This is a genomic window from Mycolicibacterium aichiense, assembly GCF_010726245.1.
In the GTDB taxonomy this organism is placed as follows: Bacteria; Actinomycetota; Actinomycetes; order Mycobacteriales; family Mycobacteriaceae; genus Mycobacterium; species Mycobacterium aichiense.
In genome coordinates, this window is record NZ_AP022561.1 from 5,522,497 (window position 1) to 5,541,547 (window position 19,051).

A 19,051-nucleotide genomic window follows, 5' to 3' on the forward strand; every position below is an offset into this window, starting at 1 on the left:
CAGACCCGGCGCTCAGCTGCCCGTCCAGTTCGGGGCGCGCTTCTCGGCGAACGCGATCGCGCCTTCCTGGGCGTCCTTCGACCCGAACACCGGCATCATGATCTTTGCCTGCTTCTTCCACTGCTCCTCGGGCGACCAGCCGCGCGACTCGGTGATGATCCGCTTTGTTGCGGCGACCGCCAGCGGGCCATTGACGGTGATTCGCTCAGCGAGCTCGATGGCCGCATCGAGCGCATGGCCCGGTTCGGCCAGCGCGTTGACCAGACCCAGTTCGTGGGCACGCACCGCGGACAGGTTCTCGCCGGTCAGCGCCAGCTCCATCGCGATCTGATACGGGATGCGCTGCGGCAGTCGCAACAGTCCGCCGCCGCCGGCCACCAGGCCACGCTTGACCTCCGGGATGCCGAACGCCGAGTCCTTGGCCGCCACGATCAGATCGGTGGCCAGCGCCAGCTCCGTGCCGCCGGCCAGCGCGTACCCCTCGACCGCGGCGATCAGCGGCTTGAGCGGCGGGCGCTCGGTGAAGCCCAGGCCACGGCCCTCGGCCACCACGTTCTCCCCGCGGGCGAACGCCTTGAGGTCCATGCCCGCACAGAACGAACCGCCGGCCCCGGTGACGATCCCGACGGACAGGCCGGCATCGTCGTCGAGCTCGTCCATGGCGGCGGCCAGACCATTGCTGACCGCGGCATTCACCGCGTTCTTGGCTTTGGGCCGGTTGATGGTGATGATCAGAATTCGGCCGCGGCGCTCGGTGAGGACGGCGGGCTCTTCGGTAACGGCGTTTTCAGTCACGTTCGGAATGGTAACTATCACTTTAGGAAGACGGTCGCGACCCCGGTAGCATGAAAAACTAGAACACGTTCCAATTCCTAGGAGGATGTGTGAGCACCAGCGACGCGACACCCGCCGAGACGGAGAAGTGGGACCCCGGTCTGGTCGAGAAGACCATGGGCGTGCTGCGCCCCTTCCTCAAGCTCTACCACCGCAGCGAGGTCCGCGGCCTGGAGTCGTTCCCGCACGGCGGTGCCCTGGTGGTGTCGAACCACTCCGGCGGCCTGTTCGCGATGGACGTGCCGGTGTTCGCGCTCGGCTTCTACGAGCACTTCGGCTATGACCGGCCGGTCTACACGCTGAGCCACGACCTGGTGCTGACCGGCCCGACTGCGGGCTTCTTCAAGCGCAACGGCTTCATCCACGCCAATCATGAGAACGCCGACGAGGCCCTGCGCTCCGGCGGCGTCGTAGTGGTGTTCCCCGGCGGTGACTACGACGTCTACCGGCCGACCCTCGCCCAGAACAAGATCGACTTCGATGGTCGCACCGGCTACGTGAAGGCCGCCATCAACGCCGGGGTTCCCATCGTCCCGACAGTGGCGATCGGCGGGCAGGAGAGCCAGATTTTCCTGTCCCGCGGGACCGGCCTGGCCAAGACACTGCGACTGGACAAGCTGTTGCGGGCCAAGATTCTGCCCATCTCGTTCGGCTTCCCGTTCGGGCTGAGCGCCGTTGTTCCGCTGAATGTGCCGCTGCCGACCAAGATCGTCGTTCGCACCCTCGAGCCGATCGACATCATCGAGCAGTTCGGCGAAGACCCCGACATCCACGCCGTCGACGCCTACGTGCGCGGCGTCATGCAACGGGCGCTCGACGAATTGGCCGCCGAACGTCGCCTCCCGGTGATCGGCTGATGGACCTGCTGTCCCGGTTGACGTCCGTCGGCGACGCCGTCGTCACGCTGGCCAAGGCCGGCTTCCTGACCCCGATGCGTCCGGACCGGACGGTCGCGATGGTGAACGCCGCGCGCGCCGAAGGGTTGTCGATCGCCACCGGGTTCGCGACCGCCGCGGCCCGCCGTCCCGACAGCCCCGGCCTGATCGACGAACTGGGCACGCTGACCTGGCGCGAACTCGACCAGCGGGCGCACGCCCTGGCGGCCGCGTTGCAGCAGCTGCCCGGCGGCACGCCAGAAGTGGTCGGCATCATGGCCCGCAACCACCGCGGGTTCGTCGAGTCGCTGATCGCCGCCACCCGCATCGGCGCCGACGTGCTGCTGCTCAACACCTCGTTCGCCGGCCCGGCGCTGGCCGAGGTGGTCAACCGCGAACACGCCGACGTCGTGATCTACGACGAGGAGTTCACCGCCTCGGTGGACCGGGCGGTCGCTGACCGGCCAGCCGCCATCCGCATCCTGGCCTGGACCGACGAACCGACCACCGCACCTACCGTCGAGAAGCTGATCGAGGCGCATTCGGGTCAACGGGCGGCCACCAGCGAGCGCAAGAGCAAGCTGATCCTGCTGACCTCGGGTACCACCGGAACACCCAAGGGCGCCAAGCACTCCGGCGGCGGGGCGAGCAATCTCATCGCCATCTTGAGTCGCACGCCGTGGCGGCTGGGTGAGACGACAGTGGTGGTGGCCCCGATGTTCCACGCCTGGGGCTTCTCGCAGCTGGTGTTCGCCTCGGCGATGGCATGCACCGTGGTGACCCGCCGCAAGTTCGATCCGGAGGCGACGCTGGCCCTGGTCGACAAGTACAAGGCCACCGGGTTGTGTGTGGTTCCAGTGATGTTCGACCGCATCATGGACCTGCCCGATGACGTTCGCGCGAAATACAGCGGCCGCAGCCTGCGGTTCGCGGCCTGCTCGGGATCGCGGATGCGGCCCGACGTCGTCACCAAATTCATGGACGAATTCGGCGACGTCATCTACAACAACTACAACGCCACCGAAGCGGGCATGATCGCCACCGCGACCCCGACCGATCTGCGGGCCGCACCCGATACCGCGGGAAAGCCGGCCGTGGGCACCGAGATCCGGATCTACGACGACGAGTTCAACGCGGTTCCCACCGGCGAGGTCGGGCGGATCTTTGTGAAGAACTCCACCCAGTTCGACGGTTACACCTCGGGTAACACCAAGGACTTTCACGACGGCTTCATGTCCTCGGGCGACATCGGCCGCCTCGACGATGCGGGCCGGCTGTTCGTGGTGGGCCGTGACGACGAGATGATCGTCTCGGGCGGTGAGAACGTGTACCCGATCGAGGTGGAGAAGACGCTGGCCGGGCACGCCGAGGTGGCCGAAGCCACGGTGCTGGGCGTCGACGACGAACAGTTCGGCCAGCGACTGGTGGCCTTCGTGGTCCTCACCGACGGCGCGACGGCGAACCCTGACGACCTGAAGGCGCACGTCCGGGAGAACTTGGCCAACTACAAGGTGCCGCGGGAGATCACCATCCTGAGCGAACTGCCGCGCGGAAGCACTGGCAAAATCCTGCGTAATGAACTCATCGCTCACACGGCTGACGGCTGAGCTGCGGCGCCCGCGCCCGCTGGCCCGCGCGCTCGTCGAACTGGCCAATGCCGCCAACGGATTTCGCCCACTGGGGCGCCAGGGCTACAAGACGCTGGTGGTCTTCTCGTTCGGCTGGCCCACCTCGGAAGTACCGATGCTCTACCTGGGCGGCTCCGTTCTCGACGCGGCACGGCGCGGCCTGCGCGGCGACTTCCGCGGCCGGCGGGGTGTCGCCGCGCTGGCGTTGACGGCCGCGTCATGGCTGTTCCTGCTGGCGATTCAGCGCCGCAACGTGACCACACCCCGACCGGTGTTGCGCGACGCGCTGGTCGAGGGGCTCGGCGAGGACTTCACCGACGTCCTGGACACGTTGCCGGGCACACCGTCCCCGTCGGGGCGACCCAGCGGCTTTTCTCCCGTCGCTGCGCTCGCCCCGGCGTGGCGGACCACCTGGTCGCGGCGACGTTTCGTCGACAAGACGAGCACGATCAGCTACGGACCGCACGGGCGGGCCAATCTGGCCGACGTATGGCGCCGCCGCGACCTGCCCCGCGAGGGCAAGGCGCCGGTGCTGCTGGAGGTTCCCGGTGGCGCGTGGGCCATCGGCTGGCGCCGCCCTCAGGCCTACCCGTTGATGAGCCACCTCGCCGACCGCGGCTGGATCTGTGTGGCGATGAACTACCGGGTCAGCCCGGCGCACACCTGGCCGGACCACATCGTCGACGTCAAGCGTGCGCTGGCCTGGATCAAGGAGAACATCGCAGACTACGGCGGTGACCCGAATTTCGTTGCCATCACCGGTGGTTCGGCCGGCGGGCATCTGGCGGCGCTGGCGGCCTTGACTCCCAACGACCCGCAGTACCAGCCTGGCTTCACCGACGCGGACACGTCGGTGGTGGCGGCGGTCCCGGTGTACGGGCGCTACGACTGGTACACCACGCACGGCAACGGCCGCCGCGAGTTCATCGGCTACCTCGAGCGCCTCGTCGTCAAGCGGCAGTTCAGCCGGTTCCGGGATATCTACACCGCCGCATCACCGATCCGGCGGTTGCGCGCGGACGCCCCGCCGTTCTTCATCCTGCACGGCGAGCACGACTCGGTGATCCCGGTCGACGAGGCGCGGGACTTCGTCGCCGAATTCCGCACGGTGGCACAGGCGCCGGTGCTCTACGCCGAATTGCCCGGCGCACAGCACGCTTTCGACATCTTCTCCTCGCCGCGGGCACATCAGTCCGCCGAGGCGGTCGGGCAGTTCCTGTCGTGGGTATACGCCAAATGGTCGACTAAGGGGGAGCATGCGTAAACACGTCCGGCGGGTCCGCGATATCGGGCTACGCCGAGTGATCATCGCTGCCGCCCTGCTGGTGGCCGTGCTCGCGGCGAGTGTCGCGGGGTATGCCTCCAGCCGGAACAACACCGACCAGGAAAGTTTCTTTGGCGACGGCGACAATGCCGACCGGGTCAACGTCACCGCCTGGATCACGAAGGTCGACTCTGCGACCCAACAGCTTTCGGTGACCATCATCCAGGTGGCACCGAATGGCAAGCTGGCCAACCCGGACGGCAACTTCATCCAGGACGTGACACTGACGACGGCCGCGATCGGCAACTGGAAGGCCGAGATCAAGGCGGGCGATCCCGCCCCGGACATCGAGCAGAGGGTCGGCGTCGACGGCGCGGTCACCGACTATCCGTTCGATCGCTACACCGGTCAGCTGGAGGTTCACGTCTTCACTCCCGAGGGAAACAATCTTCCGGTGGCCCTCACCGTGGTCAACACCGATCCGTTCTTCGGGCTCAACACCTCCTCGGTGACATCCCAGGGCGGTGTCGCGGTGAATCTCGGCCTGCACCGCACCATGCCCACCGTGATCTTCGCGGTGTTCATCATGGTGCTGATGCTGGGCCTGGCGCTCGGCGCGGTGGTCGCCGCCTTCTACATCCTGCATTGGCGACGGGGCCTGATCTTCCCGGCCTGCTCGATGATGGCGGCCATCCTGTTCGCGTTGATCCCGCTACGCAATGCGGTGCCTGGTAACCCGCCGATCGGTTCGATCATCGACTTCGGGTCGTTCTTCATCGCCGAAGCGGTGATCTCGATCTCGCTGATCTCCAGCATCGTTCTGGGCTTCCGGCATCAGCGCAAGATCGAACTCGCCGAAAGCGCCGCCACCGAGGTTCTGGAGAAGAACCCCGCCGAGGACAGCCCGACGACCGCCACCGAGTATCGCTAGGCTTGCGCCATCGCGGTCTCGACGACCGCCAGTTCACCGGAAAGCCCTGCCGCCACTCGTATTTCGGAGAACGCCGCCAGCATGGCCTCGGTGACCTCGTGCGGGTCGCCGACCGTGATGCTGTCGGTGAGCACCGAGATGTTGAGCTGGTCGACGTAGCTCCACACGGTGATGTTCATCCCGCTGCCGGTGGTCAGCGGACCGACGGAGTAGATCTCGGTGACCAGTGCCCCGCCGACCCGGCCGTGTTCGCGCGGTCCGGGCACGTTCGAGATCGGCAGATTCAGCACCTTGTTCTGGCCGTCCTTGGTGGACAACCACTTGAACAGCGCCTGGGCCGGCGCAGGCGGCAAATAGGTGGACCACCGGCTGATGAGTTCTGGACCGACGAGCTGGTGGCTCTCCTTGGCCAGTACGGCGGCGTCATGGGTCTGCCGCACCCGCTCCAGTGGATCTTCGACGTCGACCGGGACGGCCACCATCATGCCGGTGAAGTAATTGCCCGACACCCGATCCGGGTCGAAGTTGAAGCTCACCGGCACCGAGGCCAGCAGCGGGTGATCGGCCACCCCGTCGTAGCGCAGCAGCAGCGTGCGCAGGGCGCCTGCGGCGGTGGCCAGCACCATGTCGTTGATCGTGACACCGAGGAGCTTGCTGGTCTCTTTGACTTCGGCGAGCGCCAAAGTTGCTGTGGCGAACCGTCGTTCGGGGGCGAGCATGTGGTTGAGGAAGGACGGCGGCGGGGTGAAGGGCATGGTCAGCTCGGGCGACAGCTTGCGGTTGCTGCGGCGCACTCGGGACATACCGTCGGCGGTGTACTTGATCACGCTCGGCAACTTGGCGATCTGCCGGAAATGGTCGGCGAATGCCGAGCGCACCAGCTCACCGCGGCGGGGTGAGGGGTCGGTCGAGAAATCCTGGTCCGGGTCGGGACCGCTCTGCAGATCCATCCCGCGCGCCATCAGGTTCCCGGAGGCGACACCGTCGGCCAGCGCGTGATGGATCTTGCCGACAACGGCGATGCGCCCGTTGGCAAGACCCTCGACGAAGTACATCTCCCACAGTGGACGGTCCCGGTCCAGCGGGGTGCTGGCGATCTCGCCGATCGCCTCATCCAGTTCGCGCCGCCCACCCGGCTCCTTCACCCGCCACGGGCGGATGTGGTACTCGAGGTCGACGTCGCAGTTCTCCCGCCACATCGGGTGGTGGAACTTGAACGGGATGGTGACCAACTGGTACCGGAACGGATCGAGCTTGTAGAGCCTGCCCCGGATCACCTGACGGAACTCTTCGACACCGAAGGTGCGCTCACCGAGGTCCTGCAATTCGATGATCGCCACCTTGAGGGTGTGCATGTGCACATTGGGAGCCTCGCTGTACAGCAGCACAGCATCCCAGCCACGCAATCTCTTCATCCGTGCGCCTCTCCGCCCCTGCCCCGTCCCGATCGGGACGATACAGCCGAGTAGGTCTCAGATGACCTCTTTGGTGGACATCGCCGCGCGGTCGCGGTGGATCCGATTGAGGAACAGACCGATCGCTGTCGACACCGACCCGGTGCGAGCACCGTCGGTCATGTCGAAACCGTGTCCGGCGCCGGGCAATTCGACATATCCCACCGGAGAGTGGGACACGCTGCGCAACCGCTCGACGAAGCTCTGGGCCTGCGCGACGGGAATGACGCTGTCGCCGGAGCCGTGCACCACCAGGAACGGCGGGGCGTCGGGATGGATCCGCGCGATCGGTGACGCCTTGCGGAAGAGATCACCGTGCTTGCTCTGCTTCTTGTTGACCACCACGCGCTCGAGGAAGTCGACGAACCGCATGCGTTCCGGCGTCGAGCGGTCTTCCCAGTCGTACCGGCCGTAGATACCCACGACGGCGTCGACTGCGGTGTCCGAACCCTCCGGCAGGTGCTCCTGGAACTCGGGGTCGTCGATGGTCAGTCCGGCCAGCGCGGCCAGGTGACCGCCGGCCGAACACCCGGCGACGGCAACGAAGTCGCGGTCGCCACCGAAGCGGTCGACGTTGGCGCGGGCCCAGGCGATCGCGGCCTTGATGTCGTGGATGTGCTGCGGCCACGGGTGGTGCGGCGCGACGCGGTACTCCACGGACAGGCACACCCAGCCCTGGGCGGCCAGATGCGACATCAGTGCGTAGCCCTGCAGGATGCGGCTGCCATGAACCCAGGCGCCGCCCGGGACGAACACGAGAACCGGTGCGGGCTCGGCGGGCAGATCCTCGCGACGCCAGACATCGAGAACCTGGGTCGGGTGATCGCCGTAGCGAACCGACGAACGGTAGAGATGCTTGCGGTGCTCCAGGGCCCTCGCCACCGGCGGCTTGGTGTCGGGCGCCGGCCAGTCGATCTGCAGGTCCTCGGGCAGCACCACACCCCGCAACCCGGTTTCGGCGACCTGGCGGGTGCTCTCCCGCTGAACTCGGCGCACGCGGCCGGCGTCGGGCGCCAGCCACGACTTGGCGGCCGCACCGAGGAGCTCGGGCATCTGCTTGGCGCCCCACACACTCATGGCGCTCAGCGCGCCCAGCGGCTCCAGATGCTTGCCGACCACGGGCAGCTGGGCTGAGGCCATGCTCATCGCCATCAGATAGTCGGCCGGACCCGCCTGCATCATCCAGCGGGCCGTCGTCCACGGATTAACCGTCATGGCGCGAAGCGTACCCCGCTGGCACTTTCTGAAACGACAAATTCTTCGGAATGTTCACTGCTTTGCTGGCCGAATCGAGATTCAGTCGTGCCCAGCGAATCCCGCGGTGCGCCGGGGTTTGCCCGGACGTCAGTGTCCGGCGTTTCGCGCCAGCTCGATCGCGAATGAATTCACGAAGTGACCCGGGCCCGGATCGCCCCGGCCGCAGGACCCGTCGGAGTCACCCGGACGCTTGACCCACAGGAACGCGTCGATGTGGCCGTTTCCGGTGTTGGTGGTCGGCTGGACGCCGAGCGCCCGGCCGCTCGGGTTGCACCAGTACAGCTCCCCGTCGGCCGGTCCGTTGCCGTTGCGTGAGGTGTCGATGACATACGGCTTGCCGCCGGTCATGCCGGAAATCGCTTCGCCGTAACCGATTTCCTCATCGGTGGTGAAGAAGTTGGAGACGTTGAGGCTGAAGCCGCGGGCTTTCTCGATACCCACCTGGTTGAGCCGATTGGCGATCTCGTCCGCGGGAAGCCACCGCGAGTGTCCGGCGTCGACGTACACCGCGGCGGCGGGGTTGCGGGTCAGCGTGTCCACGCCGTAACGAATCAGGTCGAAGCGCTCCTGACGCGCGCTGCCCGACAGGCAGTCGGCCATGTCGAGGGCATCCGGTTCCAGGATGACCGTCACCGGGCCGCCGCCGATCTGGGAGGCGACGCGGTCGATCCACCCGCGGTAGGCCTCGCCCGAGCCGAAACCGCCTGCCGCGAAGCTGCCGCAGTCGCGGTTCGGCAGCGAGTAGATGGCCAGCATCGGCATGGCGCCGGCCGCCCAGGCCCCGTTGAGATAGGTGCTCACCGCAGCGGCCGGCACCAGGTTGTCGATGAAGTAAGCCTGGGGGGTGTTGGCGATGTAGGCCAGTTCGGGGCTGTCCGGATTCGCCTTCGAGGCCCGCATGGCCGCCGAGTTCGGATCGACGTAGAACGGCGATCCACCGATCGGGGCGGCGTCATCCGCGAGGCGGATGGGGCCGGTGTGAACCGGCGCGGTGCCGAGTACCAGCCCGGCGACGACAGCGAGGGTCAGGAACGGGGCGATCCACCGTGCGACGGCACCGGCAGCGAAGGACATCACCGAAGAAAAGCTAGTGCGCACCCGCGGCAAACGCCAACTGTCGGCCACGTCGAACCGGACTTCGTCCCTAGACTCAGACGACACTGAAGGAGGCCGGGATGACCATGGCTGCGGATGCGATCTATGTGGGCGGCACTATCGTCACGATCGACGACCTCAACCCGTCGGCAACCGCCCTGGCGGTGCGGGCCGGGCGGATCACCGCGGTCGGCGACCGAGACGACGTCATAGCCGCGCATCGGGGGCCCAGTACCCGGGAGATCGACCTCGACGGTGCGACGTTGTTGCCGGGTTTCCTCGACCCGCACAGCCACTACATCAACTCATTGACCGTCGCCAACCAGGTGAACGTGTTCGCTCCACCTGCCGGGCCAGGCGCCGACGTCGGCGCGATCGTGGATTCCCTCAGGTCATTTCGGGACACACACCGGGTGCCCGCCGGCGAGATGATCGTCGCTTACGGCTACGACGACACCTTGATGCCCGGCGGACGGACGCTGCACAAGGAGGACCTCGACGCCGACTTCCCGGCCAATCCGGTACTGGTGGGCCATGTTTCGATGCACGGCGCGGTGCTCAACTCGGCGGCGATGCGGATGTTCGGTATCACCGCGGACACCGAGACTCCCGCAGGCGGGGTGATCGTGCGCAAAGAGGGTTCCACCGAGCCCGACGGGCTGGTGATGGAGACGGCGTTCTTACCGATCTTCGCCGCCATGCCCAAGCCGACACCGTCGCAGGAGATCGCCTGGAGCAAGGCGGGGCAGATGCTCTACGCCGCGGCGGGCATCACGACGGCGCATGAAGGCGCCACCCACGCCTCAGACGTGGAATTGATCTACCGGGCCGCCGAAGGCGGAGCGACCCTGATCGACGTCGTTGCCTATCCGTTCATTCTCGAACTCGACGAGGTGCTGCAACGTCACCCTCCGGAGACGTTCGGCAGCTACCACAACAGGGTCAAGCTCGGCGGGGTGAAAGTCACCCTGGACGGCTCGCCACAAGGACGCACGGCATATTTCACAACGCCGTACCTGACCGATGGCCCTGACGGACAGCACAACTGGTGCGGTGAGCTCGGCTTCTCCCAGGAGACTGTCAACGGCTGGTTCAAGAAGGTCTACGACCTCGGCCTGCCGCTCGACATTCACGCCAACGGAGACGCGGCCATCGACGTCGCGCTTGCCGCCCACGAATTCGCGGGCGCCGGCGATCTCGGCAAGGACCGTCTCACGGTCATGGTCCACTCTCAATTCGTCCGCCGGGACCAGCTTCAGCGCTACGTCGACTATCGGATCATCCCGTCGTTCTTCACCCCGCACACTTTCTACTTCGGCGACGCGCACGTCCGGTTGCGCGGTAAGACCCAGGCAGACTTCCTGTCCCCGATGCGCGCGGCGATCGACCTCGGGCTCTCCCCCACCAACCACACCGACTTCGTCGTCACCCCGCTGGATCAGATGTTCGTGGTGTGGACGGCGGTGAACCGAATCTCGCGCGGCGGCGACATTATCGGGGCCGACCAGCGCGTCACCGCACTAGAGGCGCTGAAGGCCATCACGATCAACGCCGCACGCCAGTACCGCGAGGCGGACGTCAAGGGCTCGCTGGAGGTCGGCAAACTCGCCGATCTCGTTGTGCTGGATGATAATCCGCTGACGGTTGACCCGATGACCATCAAGGACATCACGGTCGTCGAGACGATCAAGGAAGGGTCTACCGTCTACCGCGCCTAGGTCAGCGGGTCACGGCGTGAGCGCCCCATGTCACGGCGTGAGCAGGACCTTGACGACCTCGCCCGACCGCGCCGCGACGGCGGCGTAGCCGTCGGCCGCTTGCTCCAGTGGCAGGGAGGTGGTGAAGATCCCGTCGACGTCGAGGCGCCCGCTCTGCAGCAGCGGGATGAGTTCGGGCCAGGTCTGCTGGACCGGCGCAGTGGTCATCCGGAAGGTGAGGCTGCGCAGCAGGGCGGTGATCGCCGGGAACGGATAGGGGTTGAGGTTGTGCACCCCGACCACCGACACCGTGCCGCCGGCACGCACGGTGGCCAGCGAGTCGTCGAGCGTGGTGTCGTTGCCGACGGCGTCGATCACCGAATGCGCCCCGAGGCCGTCGGTCGCCTCCATGACGGTCGGTGCGGCTGCCGGTTCGATCGCGATCGCGCCGAGCCGGGCGGCCCGCTCCCGGCGCTGCGCGACCGGGTCGACGGCGTAAACCCGTGCCGCACCCTGGAACAGCGCGCTGCGCACCGCGCACAGCCCGACCGCACCCAGCCCGATGACCACCACAGTGCCGCCGAGCGGGATGTCGGCGCGTTTGGCCGCGATCCAGCCGGTGGACAGGTTGTCAGTGAGCAGCAGGGCCTGCTCGGTGTCGATGTTCTCCGGCATCTTGAGCAGCTGGAAGTCGGCGGCCGGCACGGCCATCAGTTCTGCCTGCGCGCCGCCGAGCACCCCGGAACCGAAGACCTGCGGACCCGATGCGCACAGGATCGGATCCTTGGTCGCGCAGCCGGTGCAGGCGCCGCAGCCGGCCACCGACGACACGATGACCTGGTCGCCGACCTTCACCGTGCGCACATCCGAGCCGACCTCGACGACCGTGCCGATGGCCTCGTGGCCCAGCGAGAGAGGCTGGAACAGCGGGTAGTCGCCCTCGTAGAAGTGCAGGTCCGAGCCGCAGATGGCGGCCGCCGTCACCTTGACGATCGCGCCTGTCGATCCGGGCAGCACCGGGTCCGGCCAGTCGTCGACCCGGACCGATCCCGGTGTGTCGATGAGCACCGCGCGCATGGTGTCCTCACTCTCCCTTTGTCACAACGAAGTTCGACCAGTCCGGGGTTCGTATCGCATTCCAGTAGACCGGCAACCGCCACGGACTCACGGTGTGGATCTCCCCGTCGGGATTCTTGAAGTAGGAGTGTTCGATCGACGGGTGCGCCCACACCATCAGATTGATCTCGTCCTGATGCTTACGGTGCCACGCCGCGGTGGCCTCGGCCGTCGGTTCGATTGTCTTCCAGTTGTTTTCGACGATGTCAGCCAGACAGCTGTTGATGTAGCGCATCTGCAGCTCGGAGTTGAAGATCAGGCTGCCGCCGTGCGCCAGGTGGTTGCCGGGGCCGTACAACATGAAGAAGTTCGGGAACCCGGGCACGGTGATGCCGAGATATGCGGCTGGCCGCTCACCCCACGAAGCGCGCAGATCCACTCCGTCGCGGCCGGTGATCCGCATCGGGTAGAGCACCTCGGTGGCACGAAACCCGGTGGCGTACACGATGATGTCGATATCGTGGGTCACCCCGTCGGCCGTCACCACACCGTGCGGCGTGATCCGCTCGATCGGGGTGCGCACCAATTCGACGTCGTCGCGGCGCAGGGTGGTGAGCCAGGTTCCGTTGTCCTGCAACGTGCGTTTGCCGGTCGCAGGATAGTCGGGCAGCACCTTGGCCAGCAGTTCCTGGTCGTCGCCGACCTGGGTGGTGATCCAGTCGGTGAACATCAGGCGGGCCATCGCGTTGATCTCGCTGACCGCGTAGTTCGGGTCGTCGGGGTGGACGTAGTCCGGGTCGGATCGGGCCGCCTCCAGTCCCTTGTCGGCACCGGGCCACAGGAGCAGGAAGCGGTACCAACGGTTGTAGTAGGGAAGATGATTCATCGCCCACCGCACGCCGTCGGGAACGCTGTCGTGATACATCGGGTTCGGGAACATCCACTGCGCGGTGCGCTGGAACACCGTCAGGTGCGCCACCTGGTCGGCGATCGCCGGAGCGATCTGAAAGCCGCTGGCCCCCGCGCCGATGAGCGCGACGCGCTTGCCGGTCAGGTCTACGGAGTGGTCCCACGCCGCGGAGTGGAAGGCCGGCCCCTCGAACTCATCGGCGCCCTCGATGTCGGGCAGCGCGGGCCGGTTGAGTTGACCGACTGCGGTGATGACGGCCCGTGCGTCAAGAGCGGATTCGGCTCCGTCCTTGTCCCGCACTATTACTCGCCAGATACCGTCGTCGTCGCTCCATTCGGCCGAGACAACCTCGGTCTGCCAGCGGACGTTGGCGTCGAGCTGATGGCGGGCCAGCACGGTCTCGAAGTAGGCCCGCAGTTCGGGTTGTTCGGCGAAGTAGTGCGACCAGTCGTTGCTCGGCTCGAAGCTGTAGCAGTAGAAGTGATTCGCCACATCCACTCGGGCGCCGGGATAGCTGTTCTCCCACCAGGTTCCGCCCGGGCCGGCGTTCTTCTCCACGATCGTGAACGGGATGTTGGCCTGCTTGAGCCGGATGCCGGCAAGCAGACCCGACTCCCCACACCCGATCACGACGACCGGGAAGTCGGCGGTCGCAGCCGGGTCGAGCGCGGCCGGGCGGCGGGGGTCGACGTCTTCGAGGTCCATCTCCTCGAGAACCATCGGACGGTACTCGTCGTCGACATGCTCGCAGGCCGTCCAGTCCAGCATCTCCCCGATCAGTTCGGGGCTCAGCGGCACCGGACCCGGGCAGCCCCGGTCGCGGTAGTCGGCGATGATCGGAAGGGCGAGCGCCCGAGCCTTGGCCTTGTCCTCCTCGGACATGAAGCCCTGCACCTCGTTGAGGAAGACGCCGGCCTGCGTGAACTCGCGGATGAAGCGCGGATCGCCGGTGATGTGGACCAACGACAACAGCAGCGTGGGAATGCTGACCTGCTCCAACGCCGCCGCGATCTCCTGATCGCTTGACGTGAACGGTTGGCCCGCATACGGATTGGTCGTCATCGACGGTGTCCTCTCACCCAACGGCAATTACGCTACGCATAGTTCCGTAATTGCCGCCACAACGATACTGTCGGCGCCGTCGAGGATCAAGGTCCAGTCCTAGGATGCGGTCTTGCCATACTGGGCGGCGTGGCGAACACCGACATCCATCCCGAACTGCGCAAAGCCGCGCGGTTTACCCCGCGCGCGCTGATCTCCCCCAAGACTCTGCCGATCCTGCGGCGGCTGACGGGCCTGCAACGGCCGAAGAACGACGGAGTCGAGGTGCTGACATTGGAGTCGGGCGTCGGTATCCGCCTTTATCGGCCTGCCGGTGCGACCACGACCACCCCGGCGCTGCTGTGGATCCACGGCGGCGGCTATGTCCTGGGGACCGCGGCGCAAGACGATGCCCTGTGCCGCCGGTTCGTCGCGGCGTTGGGCATCACAGTCGCCTCCGTCGACTACCGCCTGGCCCCCGAACACCCGTACCCCGCTCCGCTGGAGGACTGCTACACCGCCCTGCAGTGGCTGGCCGGCCTGCCCGCCGTCGACGCGGACCGGATCGCGATCGGCGGGGCCAGCGCCGGCGGCGGACTTGCCGCCGCACTGGCGCTGCTTGCCCGCGACCGCGATGGCGTGAAGCCGGTCTTCCAGCTGCTGGTCTATCCGATGATCGACGACCGCAGCGTGGGCCAGCACCTCAACGATCCGGGGCAGCGCCTCTGGAACGCCACCAGCAACCGGTTCGGCTGGCAGGCCTACCTGGGTGGCGCCGATCCCGAGATCGCGGCGCCCGGGCGTCGCACCGATCTCGCGGGGTTGCCGCCGGCCTGGCTCGGCGTCGGCACATTGGACCTCTTTCACGACGAGGACCTCGACTATGCGGCACGACTGCAGGCAGCGGGTGTGCCGTGCGAAGTCCACGTGGTGCCCGGCGCGTTCCACGGGTTCGACGGCATCGTCGCCAAAGCCGACGTGTCCAGAAAGTTCTTCAACAGCCAGTGCGAAAGCCTGCGCGCAAGTTTCGGGAGCTGAGCCGATGTCCGCGTTGAGCACCGAACAGCGGGACCTGGCCGAGGCGGTGACCGACCTGATGGCCAAGCGGTCCCCGGAAGCCGAGGTGCGCCGGCTGATGGCCACCGACACCGGGTACGACCCCGCGGTGTGGGCCGAGCTCGCCGCCATGGGTCTGCTGGGCCTGGCGATACCCGAAGAGTTCGGCGGGTCCGGGGCCGGTGCCGTCGAGGTGGGTCTGGTGATGGAGGCCATGGGACGGGCGCTGCTCTGCGCGCCATACCTGTCCACCGCGGTCTTGACCACGCATTTACTTGCGGCACTGGGCGACTCGGACGAGCAGGCTGACGTGCTGCCGCGGATCGCCGCCGGCGAGCTGATCACGACGGTGGCGTTCGCCGAGCAGGGGTCGGCACGACCACCCGTGGCCTCGACCACGACGGCACGCGCCGACGGCTCGGGATGGCGGCTGTCGGGCAGCAAGACCTACGTCTTGGACGCGGCCAGCGCCGGGCGCATCTACGTGCTCGCCGGGGACGGGGTGTTCGCGGTGGACGCCGGCGCACCGGGCCTGGAAGTCGACGTGCTGTCCACGGTTGACCCGACCCGCAAGCAGGGCCGAGTCATGGTGAACGACACCCCCGCCCGGCTGGTCGGTGCGGCAGGCTCCGGTGCGGCAGCGCTCGATCACGCGCTGGACCTCGCCGCGGTTGCACTGCTCGGCGAGCAGGCCGGCGGCGCGATGTGTGCGATGCGGATGGCTGCCGACTACGCCAAGACCCGGTTTCAGTTCGGGCGGGCTATCGGTAGCTTCCAGGCGATCAAGCACATGTGCGCCGACATGCTGCTGGAGGCTGAGTCGGCATTGTCGGCGGCCCGGCATGTCGCAGCAGCGTTCGATGCCGCCGACGAGTCCCGTTTCGTGGATCTGGCTGCCGCACAGGCATATTGCTCGGATGCCTTCGTCACGGTCGCGGCGAACAGCATTCAGGTGCACGGCGGGATCGGGTTCACCTGGGAGCATCCCGCTCACCTCTACCTGCGGCGGGCCCGGACCGATGCCGAACTGTTCGGCGACCCGGCGTGGCACCGGGAACGTTACGTGCGACTGCGAGAGGCACAGTGATGACCGACGACGAGGTGCGCAACGAGGTCCGGGGTTGGCTGGCGGACAACTGGGACCCCACGCTGGACCGCGGCGCCTGGGCACAGCGGGTGTTCGACGCCGGCTGGGCGGTACCCAGCTGGGAGCCGCAGTGGTGGGGCCGCGGCCTCAGTGACCCGCAATCCCGCATCGTGGCAGCCGAATTCGCCGCCGTGGGCGCGCCGGGTACCGGCCACGACCGGGCGAATCTGTTCGCCTGCACCCTGCACGACCTCGGCACCGACGAGCAGAAGCAGCGTCTGATCCCGCCATCGATCCGCGGCGAAACCAAGTGGTGCCTGCTGTACTCCGAGCCCGGCGCCGGGTCGGATCTGGCCGGGTTGCGCACCCGCGCCGACCGAGACGGCGACGACTGGGTGATCAACGGCCAGAAGGTGTGGACGTCGTTCGCCAAGACCGCCGACTACGGGCTGCTGGTGGCGCGCACCGACTGGGATCTGCCGAAGCACAACGGGATCAGCTTCTTCATGTTCCCGATGCGGCAGCCCGGCGTCGAGGTCCGTCCGATCCATCAGATCACCGGCGAGTCGGAGTTCAACGAGGTCTTCATCTCCGGGGCGCGGGTGCCGGACGCCAACCTGGTGGGGCAGCCCGGCGCCGGCTGGTCGGTGCTGCAGGTGGCGCTGGCCTACGAACGGCGACTGATGGGCGACCTGGCCCGCACGTCGCGCGGGGCACGCAAGCCCCAGGCCGATACCGACAGCCTGGTGGCGATGGCCCGCAGTGCCGGAAAGCTGGACGACTCGTTCATCCGCCAGGAGATCGCACGGGTCGAAGGGTATGCGGCGGTGAATCGGTGGAACACCCAGCGCGCCAAGGCAACCTCTGATCGGGCTGAGGCCGCGACGCTGCTGGCACTGGGCAAGATCGCGATGTCGCGGATCCTGCACGAGACGGCGAAGGTGCAGACCGAGATCGCCGGCCCGGAGGCGATGTTGACCGGGCCGGACAATCCGGTCGGCGACGCTGTCACGTTCCGCACCCTCAATGCGTACTTCACCTCGATCGGCGGCGGCACCGACCAGATTCAGCGCAACATCGTCGGCGAGCGGGTGCTGGGCTTACCGAAAGAGCCGGAGCCGTACCGCAATACCGCGTTCCGGGAGTTGCCGACGTCGAGCTAGGGCCGGCACCTTGCCGCCGCATCCGTCACCGATCAGGGCAGCTCCACGTCAGCGGCGACGAGTGCGCGCAGTAGCACATTCGCGCCGAGCACCAGATCATCGGGATCCGTATCCTCATGCGGGGAATGGCTGACCCCGTTGACGCTGGGCACGAACACCATGGCCACCGGCGCCAGCGCCGCCATGACCTGCGCGTCGTGACCTGCTCCGCTCGTCAGCTCGCACCAGCGGGCGCTCAGCCCTTCGGCGGCGTCGACGATGTGCCCGGCCAGCCGCCGATCGGTGGCCACGGGGCTCTGGACCGGCCCAGCAGTCAAACGGATCGTGGTGCCGGTTCGCGCAGCCACCTCGCTGGCCTGCCGGCCCAGTAGCTCGAGCGCGGCGGCCATCCGCCCGACGTCATCATCACGGATGTCGATGCCGAGCACCGCCTCGCCGGGGATCACGTTGCGGGCGCCCGGCGCCAGCGCGAGGATGCCGGTCGTCGCGACCCGCACATGACCGCCCGTGGCCAAGGACTCGACTGTGAGCACCAAATGCGCGGCGGCCACCGCCGCGTCGCGCCTTCGCGTCATCGGGGTGGTACCGGCGTGATTGGCTGCTCCGGTGATCGTCGCGGTGACCCCGACCTGGCCGGTGATCGAGCTGACCACTCCGATGCGAGCATCTTCGGCTTCCAGCACGGGTCCCTGTTCGATGTGCATCTCGACGAACGCCGCGACCCGGTCCGGCGACCACGCCGCCCGGCTGATGCGTTCCGGATCACCGCCCGCCGAGCGCAGACGGTCGGCCAGGGTGACGCCGCCGTCACCGGGCCGCGCCAGATCCTCCGGTGTGAGCAGTCCGGCGATCGCCTTGGAGCCGACCATGCCAGGGGTTCCGCGGGTGCCTTCCTCGTTGCCGAACGCCACCACGACGAGGTCGTGGCGAAGCGCCGCGCCCGCGTCTCTGAGCGCCTGCGCGGTCGCGAGCCCGGCTATCACGCCGGCCGGACCGTCCAGCGGCCCGGCCCTCGTCACGCTGTCGAGGTGGCTTCCGGTCAACACAGCACCCGCCTGCGGATCGCGGCCGGGCAACCGGCCGAACAAGTTGGTGGCCTCGTCGACCCAGACCTGAAGACCCGCCGCAGCCATCCAGTCCGCCACGGTGTCGCGCGCGTCGACATCCTCCGGCGCGTAGGCCAACCGGGTGACGCCGCCGCAGGGATCGGCGCCGATTGCGGACAACTGCCGCAACCGATCGAGGAGCACGCCGCCGTCGACCGCGAGATCAGAAGCCGAGGACGTCATCAACCCTGGCATTTGCCGCCAAATGTGCCTGATAGGACCGCCAGCCGCCGAAGTCGGCAATGTCGACGACCTTGTCTCCGGTGGCAATCCGGTCCGGTTGCAGGATCATGGCCCGCACCGTGGTCCCGTCGGCGAGCTGGATCGAACCCAGTTCGAGCTCCTTCGGCTCCTGCGGCAGCAGGATGTCGAACAGCAACTCGTCGGACATCTCGTAGAGCTCCCCGGTGATTGCCAGCCCACTGCGCTCCACCGGAAACAGACCGGGGAACTCGTCGCGCACGGCGAAGAACCGGAAGTCCGGTGCGGTGCTGGCCGGGCCGACAAGCGTCGCCAGACCGGCGATGCAGCCGTGGTCCTTCTGTCCGGACATGGCGGTGCCATTGAGGAACATGTGTTGCACGTGAAGACCTTTCG

At 67.4% G+C, this 19,051-nt stretch carries 16 protein-coding genes; 8 read left to right on the forward strand and 8 right to left on the reverse strand.

The window, feature by feature from the left end:
- Positions 1–12: 12 nt before the first annotated feature.
- Complete coding sequence (locus G6N32_RS26460; RefSeq protein WP_115318194.1) at positions 13–795, reverse strand: crotonase/enoyl-CoA hydratase family protein; 783 nt, start codon at positions 793–795, stop codon at positions 13–15.
- A 155-nt stretch (positions 796–950) separates the two neighbouring features.
- Here G6N32_RS26460 and G6N32_RS26465 point away from each other — a divergent pair, with 155 nt between their 5' ends.
- The 4 genes from G6N32_RS26465 to G6N32_RS26480 are packed head-to-tail and all read left to right on the forward strand — an operon-like array spanning position 951 to position 5,532.
- Positions 951–1,691, forward strand: coding sequence for a 1-acyl-sn-glycerol-3-phosphate acyltransferase (locus tag G6N32_RS26465; protein WP_276047492.1), 741 nt, complete (start codon positions 951–953; stop codon positions 1,689–1,691).
- Positions 1,691–3,316, forward strand: coding sequence for an acyl-CoA ligase FadD12 (fadD12, locus tag G6N32_RS26470; protein ID WP_115318192.1), 1,626 nt, complete (start codon positions 1,691–1,693; stop codon positions 3,314–3,316). The genes G6N32_RS26465 and fadD12 overlap by 1 nt, the downstream gene beginning before the upstream one ends.
- A complete protein-coding gene (locus tag G6N32_RS26475; protein WP_115318191.1) occupies positions 3,285–4,601 on the forward strand; it encodes an alpha/beta hydrolase in 1,317 nt (438 codons plus the stop codon). The genes fadD12 and G6N32_RS26475 overlap by 32 nt, the downstream gene beginning before the upstream one ends.
- On the forward strand, positions 4,594–5,532 hold the full coding sequence (locus tag G6N32_RS26480) for a DUF4436 family protein (RefSeq protein ID WP_232077360.1): 939 nt from the start codon (positions 4,594–4,596) through the stop codon (positions 5,530–5,532). Before G6N32_RS26475 ends, G6N32_RS26480 begins: the two co-directional genes overlap by 8 nt.
- On the opposite strand, the gene G6N32_RS26485 is transcribed toward G6N32_RS26480, so the two are convergent.
- The 3 genes from G6N32_RS26485 to G6N32_RS26495 all read right to left on the reverse strand — a co-directional run bounded on the left by G6N32_RS26485 (position 5,529) and on the right by G6N32_RS26495 (position 9,317).
- Positions 5,529–6,947 carry a WS/DGAT/MGAT family O-acyltransferase gene (locus tag G6N32_RS26485; RefSeq protein ID WP_115318190.1) on the reverse strand — a complete coding sequence of 473 codons (1,419 nt, stop codon included), beginning with the start codon at positions 6,945–6,947 and terminating at the stop codon, positions 5,529–5,531. The two genes, G6N32_RS26480 and G6N32_RS26485, sit on opposite strands and share 4 nt — an antisense overlap.
- Positions 6,948–7,004: 57 nt before the next feature.
- On the reverse strand, positions 7,005–8,201 hold the full coding sequence (locus G6N32_RS26490) for an alpha/beta hydrolase (RefSeq protein ID WP_115318189.1): 1,197 nt from the start codon (positions 8,199–8,201) through the stop codon (positions 7,005–7,007).
- A gap of 129 nt (positions 8,202–8,330) precedes the next feature.
- Positions 8,331–9,317, reverse strand: coding sequence for a glycoside hydrolase family 6 protein (locus G6N32_RS26495; protein ID WP_115318188.1), 987 nt, complete (start codon positions 9,315–9,317; stop codon positions 8,331–8,333).
- A 101-nt stretch (positions 9,318–9,418) separates the two neighbouring features.
- Between G6N32_RS26495 and G6N32_RS26500 the strand changes: the two genes are divergently transcribed.
- Positions 9,419–11,056, forward strand: coding sequence for an amidohydrolase (locus G6N32_RS26500; protein WP_115318187.1), 1,638 nt, complete (start codon positions 9,419–9,421; stop codon positions 11,054–11,056).
- Between the two features lie 30 nt (positions 11,057–11,086).
- Here the strand turns inward: G6N32_RS26500 and G6N32_RS26505 are convergent, their stop codons facing one another.
- Positions 11,087–12,112 carry an alcohol dehydrogenase catalytic domain-containing protein gene (locus G6N32_RS26505; protein WP_115318186.1) on the reverse strand — a complete coding sequence of 342 codons (1,026 nt, stop codon included), beginning with the start codon at positions 12,110–12,112 and terminating at the stop codon, positions 11,087–11,089.
- 7 nt (positions 12,113–12,119) lie between these two features.
- Entirely contained in the window at positions 12,120–14,063 is a 1,944-nt protein-coding gene (locus G6N32_RS26510; protein ID WP_115318185.1) for a flavin-containing monooxygenase, read from the reverse strand.
- Positions 14,064–14,192: 129 nt separating this feature from the next.
- Between G6N32_RS26510 and G6N32_RS26515 the strand changes: the two genes are divergently transcribed.
- Genes G6N32_RS26515 through G6N32_RS26525 form a run of 3 tightly spaced genes read left to right on the forward strand, consistent with a single transcriptional unit; the run spans position 14,193 to position 17,348 of the window.
- Positions 14,193–15,080: an alpha/beta hydrolase gene (locus G6N32_RS26515; RefSeq protein ID WP_115318184.1), complete on the forward strand. Its 888-nt coding sequence runs from the start codon at positions 14,193–14,195 to the stop codon at positions 15,078–15,080.
- Positions 15,081–15,084: 4 nt separating this feature from the next.
- Entirely contained in the window at positions 15,085–16,185 is a 1,101-nt protein-coding gene (locus tag G6N32_RS26520) for an acyl-CoA dehydrogenase family protein (protein WP_115318183.1), read from the forward strand.
- Positions 16,185–17,348: an acyl-CoA dehydrogenase family protein gene (locus tag G6N32_RS26525; protein ID WP_115318182.1), complete on the forward strand. Its 1,164-nt coding sequence runs from the start codon at positions 16,185–16,187 to the stop codon at positions 17,346–17,348. Before G6N32_RS26520 ends, G6N32_RS26525 begins: the two co-directional genes overlap by 1 nt.
- A 32-nt stretch (positions 17,349–17,380) precedes the next feature.
- Here G6N32_RS26525 and G6N32_RS26530 read toward each other — a convergent pair whose 3' ends face one another.
- Positions 17,381–18,637, reverse strand: a complete 1,257-nt coding sequence (locus G6N32_RS26530; protein WP_163789473.1) for a Zn-dependent hydrolase — start codon at positions 18,635–18,637, stop codon at positions 17,381–17,383.
- Entirely contained in the window at positions 18,618–19,028 is a 411-nt protein-coding gene (locus G6N32_RS26535) for an allophanate hydrolase-related protein (RefSeq protein WP_115318997.1), read from the reverse strand. The genes G6N32_RS26530 and G6N32_RS26535 overlap by 20 nt, the downstream gene beginning before the upstream one ends.
- Positions 19,029–19,051 lie beyond the last annotated feature (23 nt).

Coding starts and splice junctions, on each gene's coding strand:
- G6N32_RS26465 (WP_276047492.1), top strand. CDS start 951: ATGGGCGTGCTGCGCCCCTTCCTCAAGCTCTACCACCGCAGCGAGGTC.
- fadD12 (WP_115318192.1), top strand. CDS start 1,691: ATGGACCTGCTGTCCCGGTTGACGTCCGTCGGCGACGCCGTCGTCACG.
- G6N32_RS26475 (WP_115318191.1), top strand. CDS start 3,285: ATGAACTCATCGCTCACACGGCTGACGGCTGAGCTGCGGCGCCCGCGC.
- G6N32_RS26480 (WP_232077360.1), top strand. CDS start 4,594: ATGCGTAAACACGTCCGGCGGGTCCGCGATATCGGGCTACGCCGAGTG.
- G6N32_RS26485 (WP_115318190.1), bottom strand. CDS start 6,947: ATGAAGAGATTGCGTGGCTGGGATGCTGTGCTGCTGTACAGCGAGGCT.
- G6N32_RS26490 (WP_115318189.1), bottom strand. CDS start 8,201: ATGACGGTTAATCCGTGGACGACGGCCCGCTGGATGATGCAGGCGGGT.
- G6N32_RS26495 (WP_115318188.1), bottom strand. CDS start 9,317: ATGTCCTTCGCTGCCGGTGCCGTCGCACGGTGGATCGCCCCGTTCCTG.
- G6N32_RS26500 (WP_115318187.1), top strand. CDS start 9,419: ATGACCATGGCTGCGGATGCGATCTATGTGGGCGGCACTATCGTCACG.
- G6N32_RS26505 (WP_115318186.1), bottom strand. CDS start 12,112: ATGCGCGCGGTGCTCATCGACACACCGGGATCGGTCCGGGTCGACGAC.
- G6N32_RS26510 (WP_115318185.1), bottom strand. CDS start 14,063: ATGACGACCAATCCGTATGCGGGCCAACCGTTCACGTCAAGCGATCAG.
- G6N32_RS26520 (WP_115318183.1), top strand. CDS start 15,085: ATGTCCGCGTTGAGCACCGAACAGCGGGACCTGGCCGAGGCGGTGACC.
- G6N32_RS26525 (WP_115318182.1), top strand. CDS start 16,185: ATGACCGACGACGAGGTGCGCAACGAGGTCCGGGGTTGGCTGGCGGAC.
- G6N32_RS26530 (WP_163789473.1), bottom strand. CDS start 18,637: ATGACGTCCTCGGCTTCTGATCTCGCGGTCGACGGCGGCGTGCTCCTC.
- G6N32_RS26535 (WP_115318997.1), bottom strand. CDS start 19,028: ATGTTCCTCAATGGCACCGCCATGTCCGGACAGAAGGACCACGGCTGC.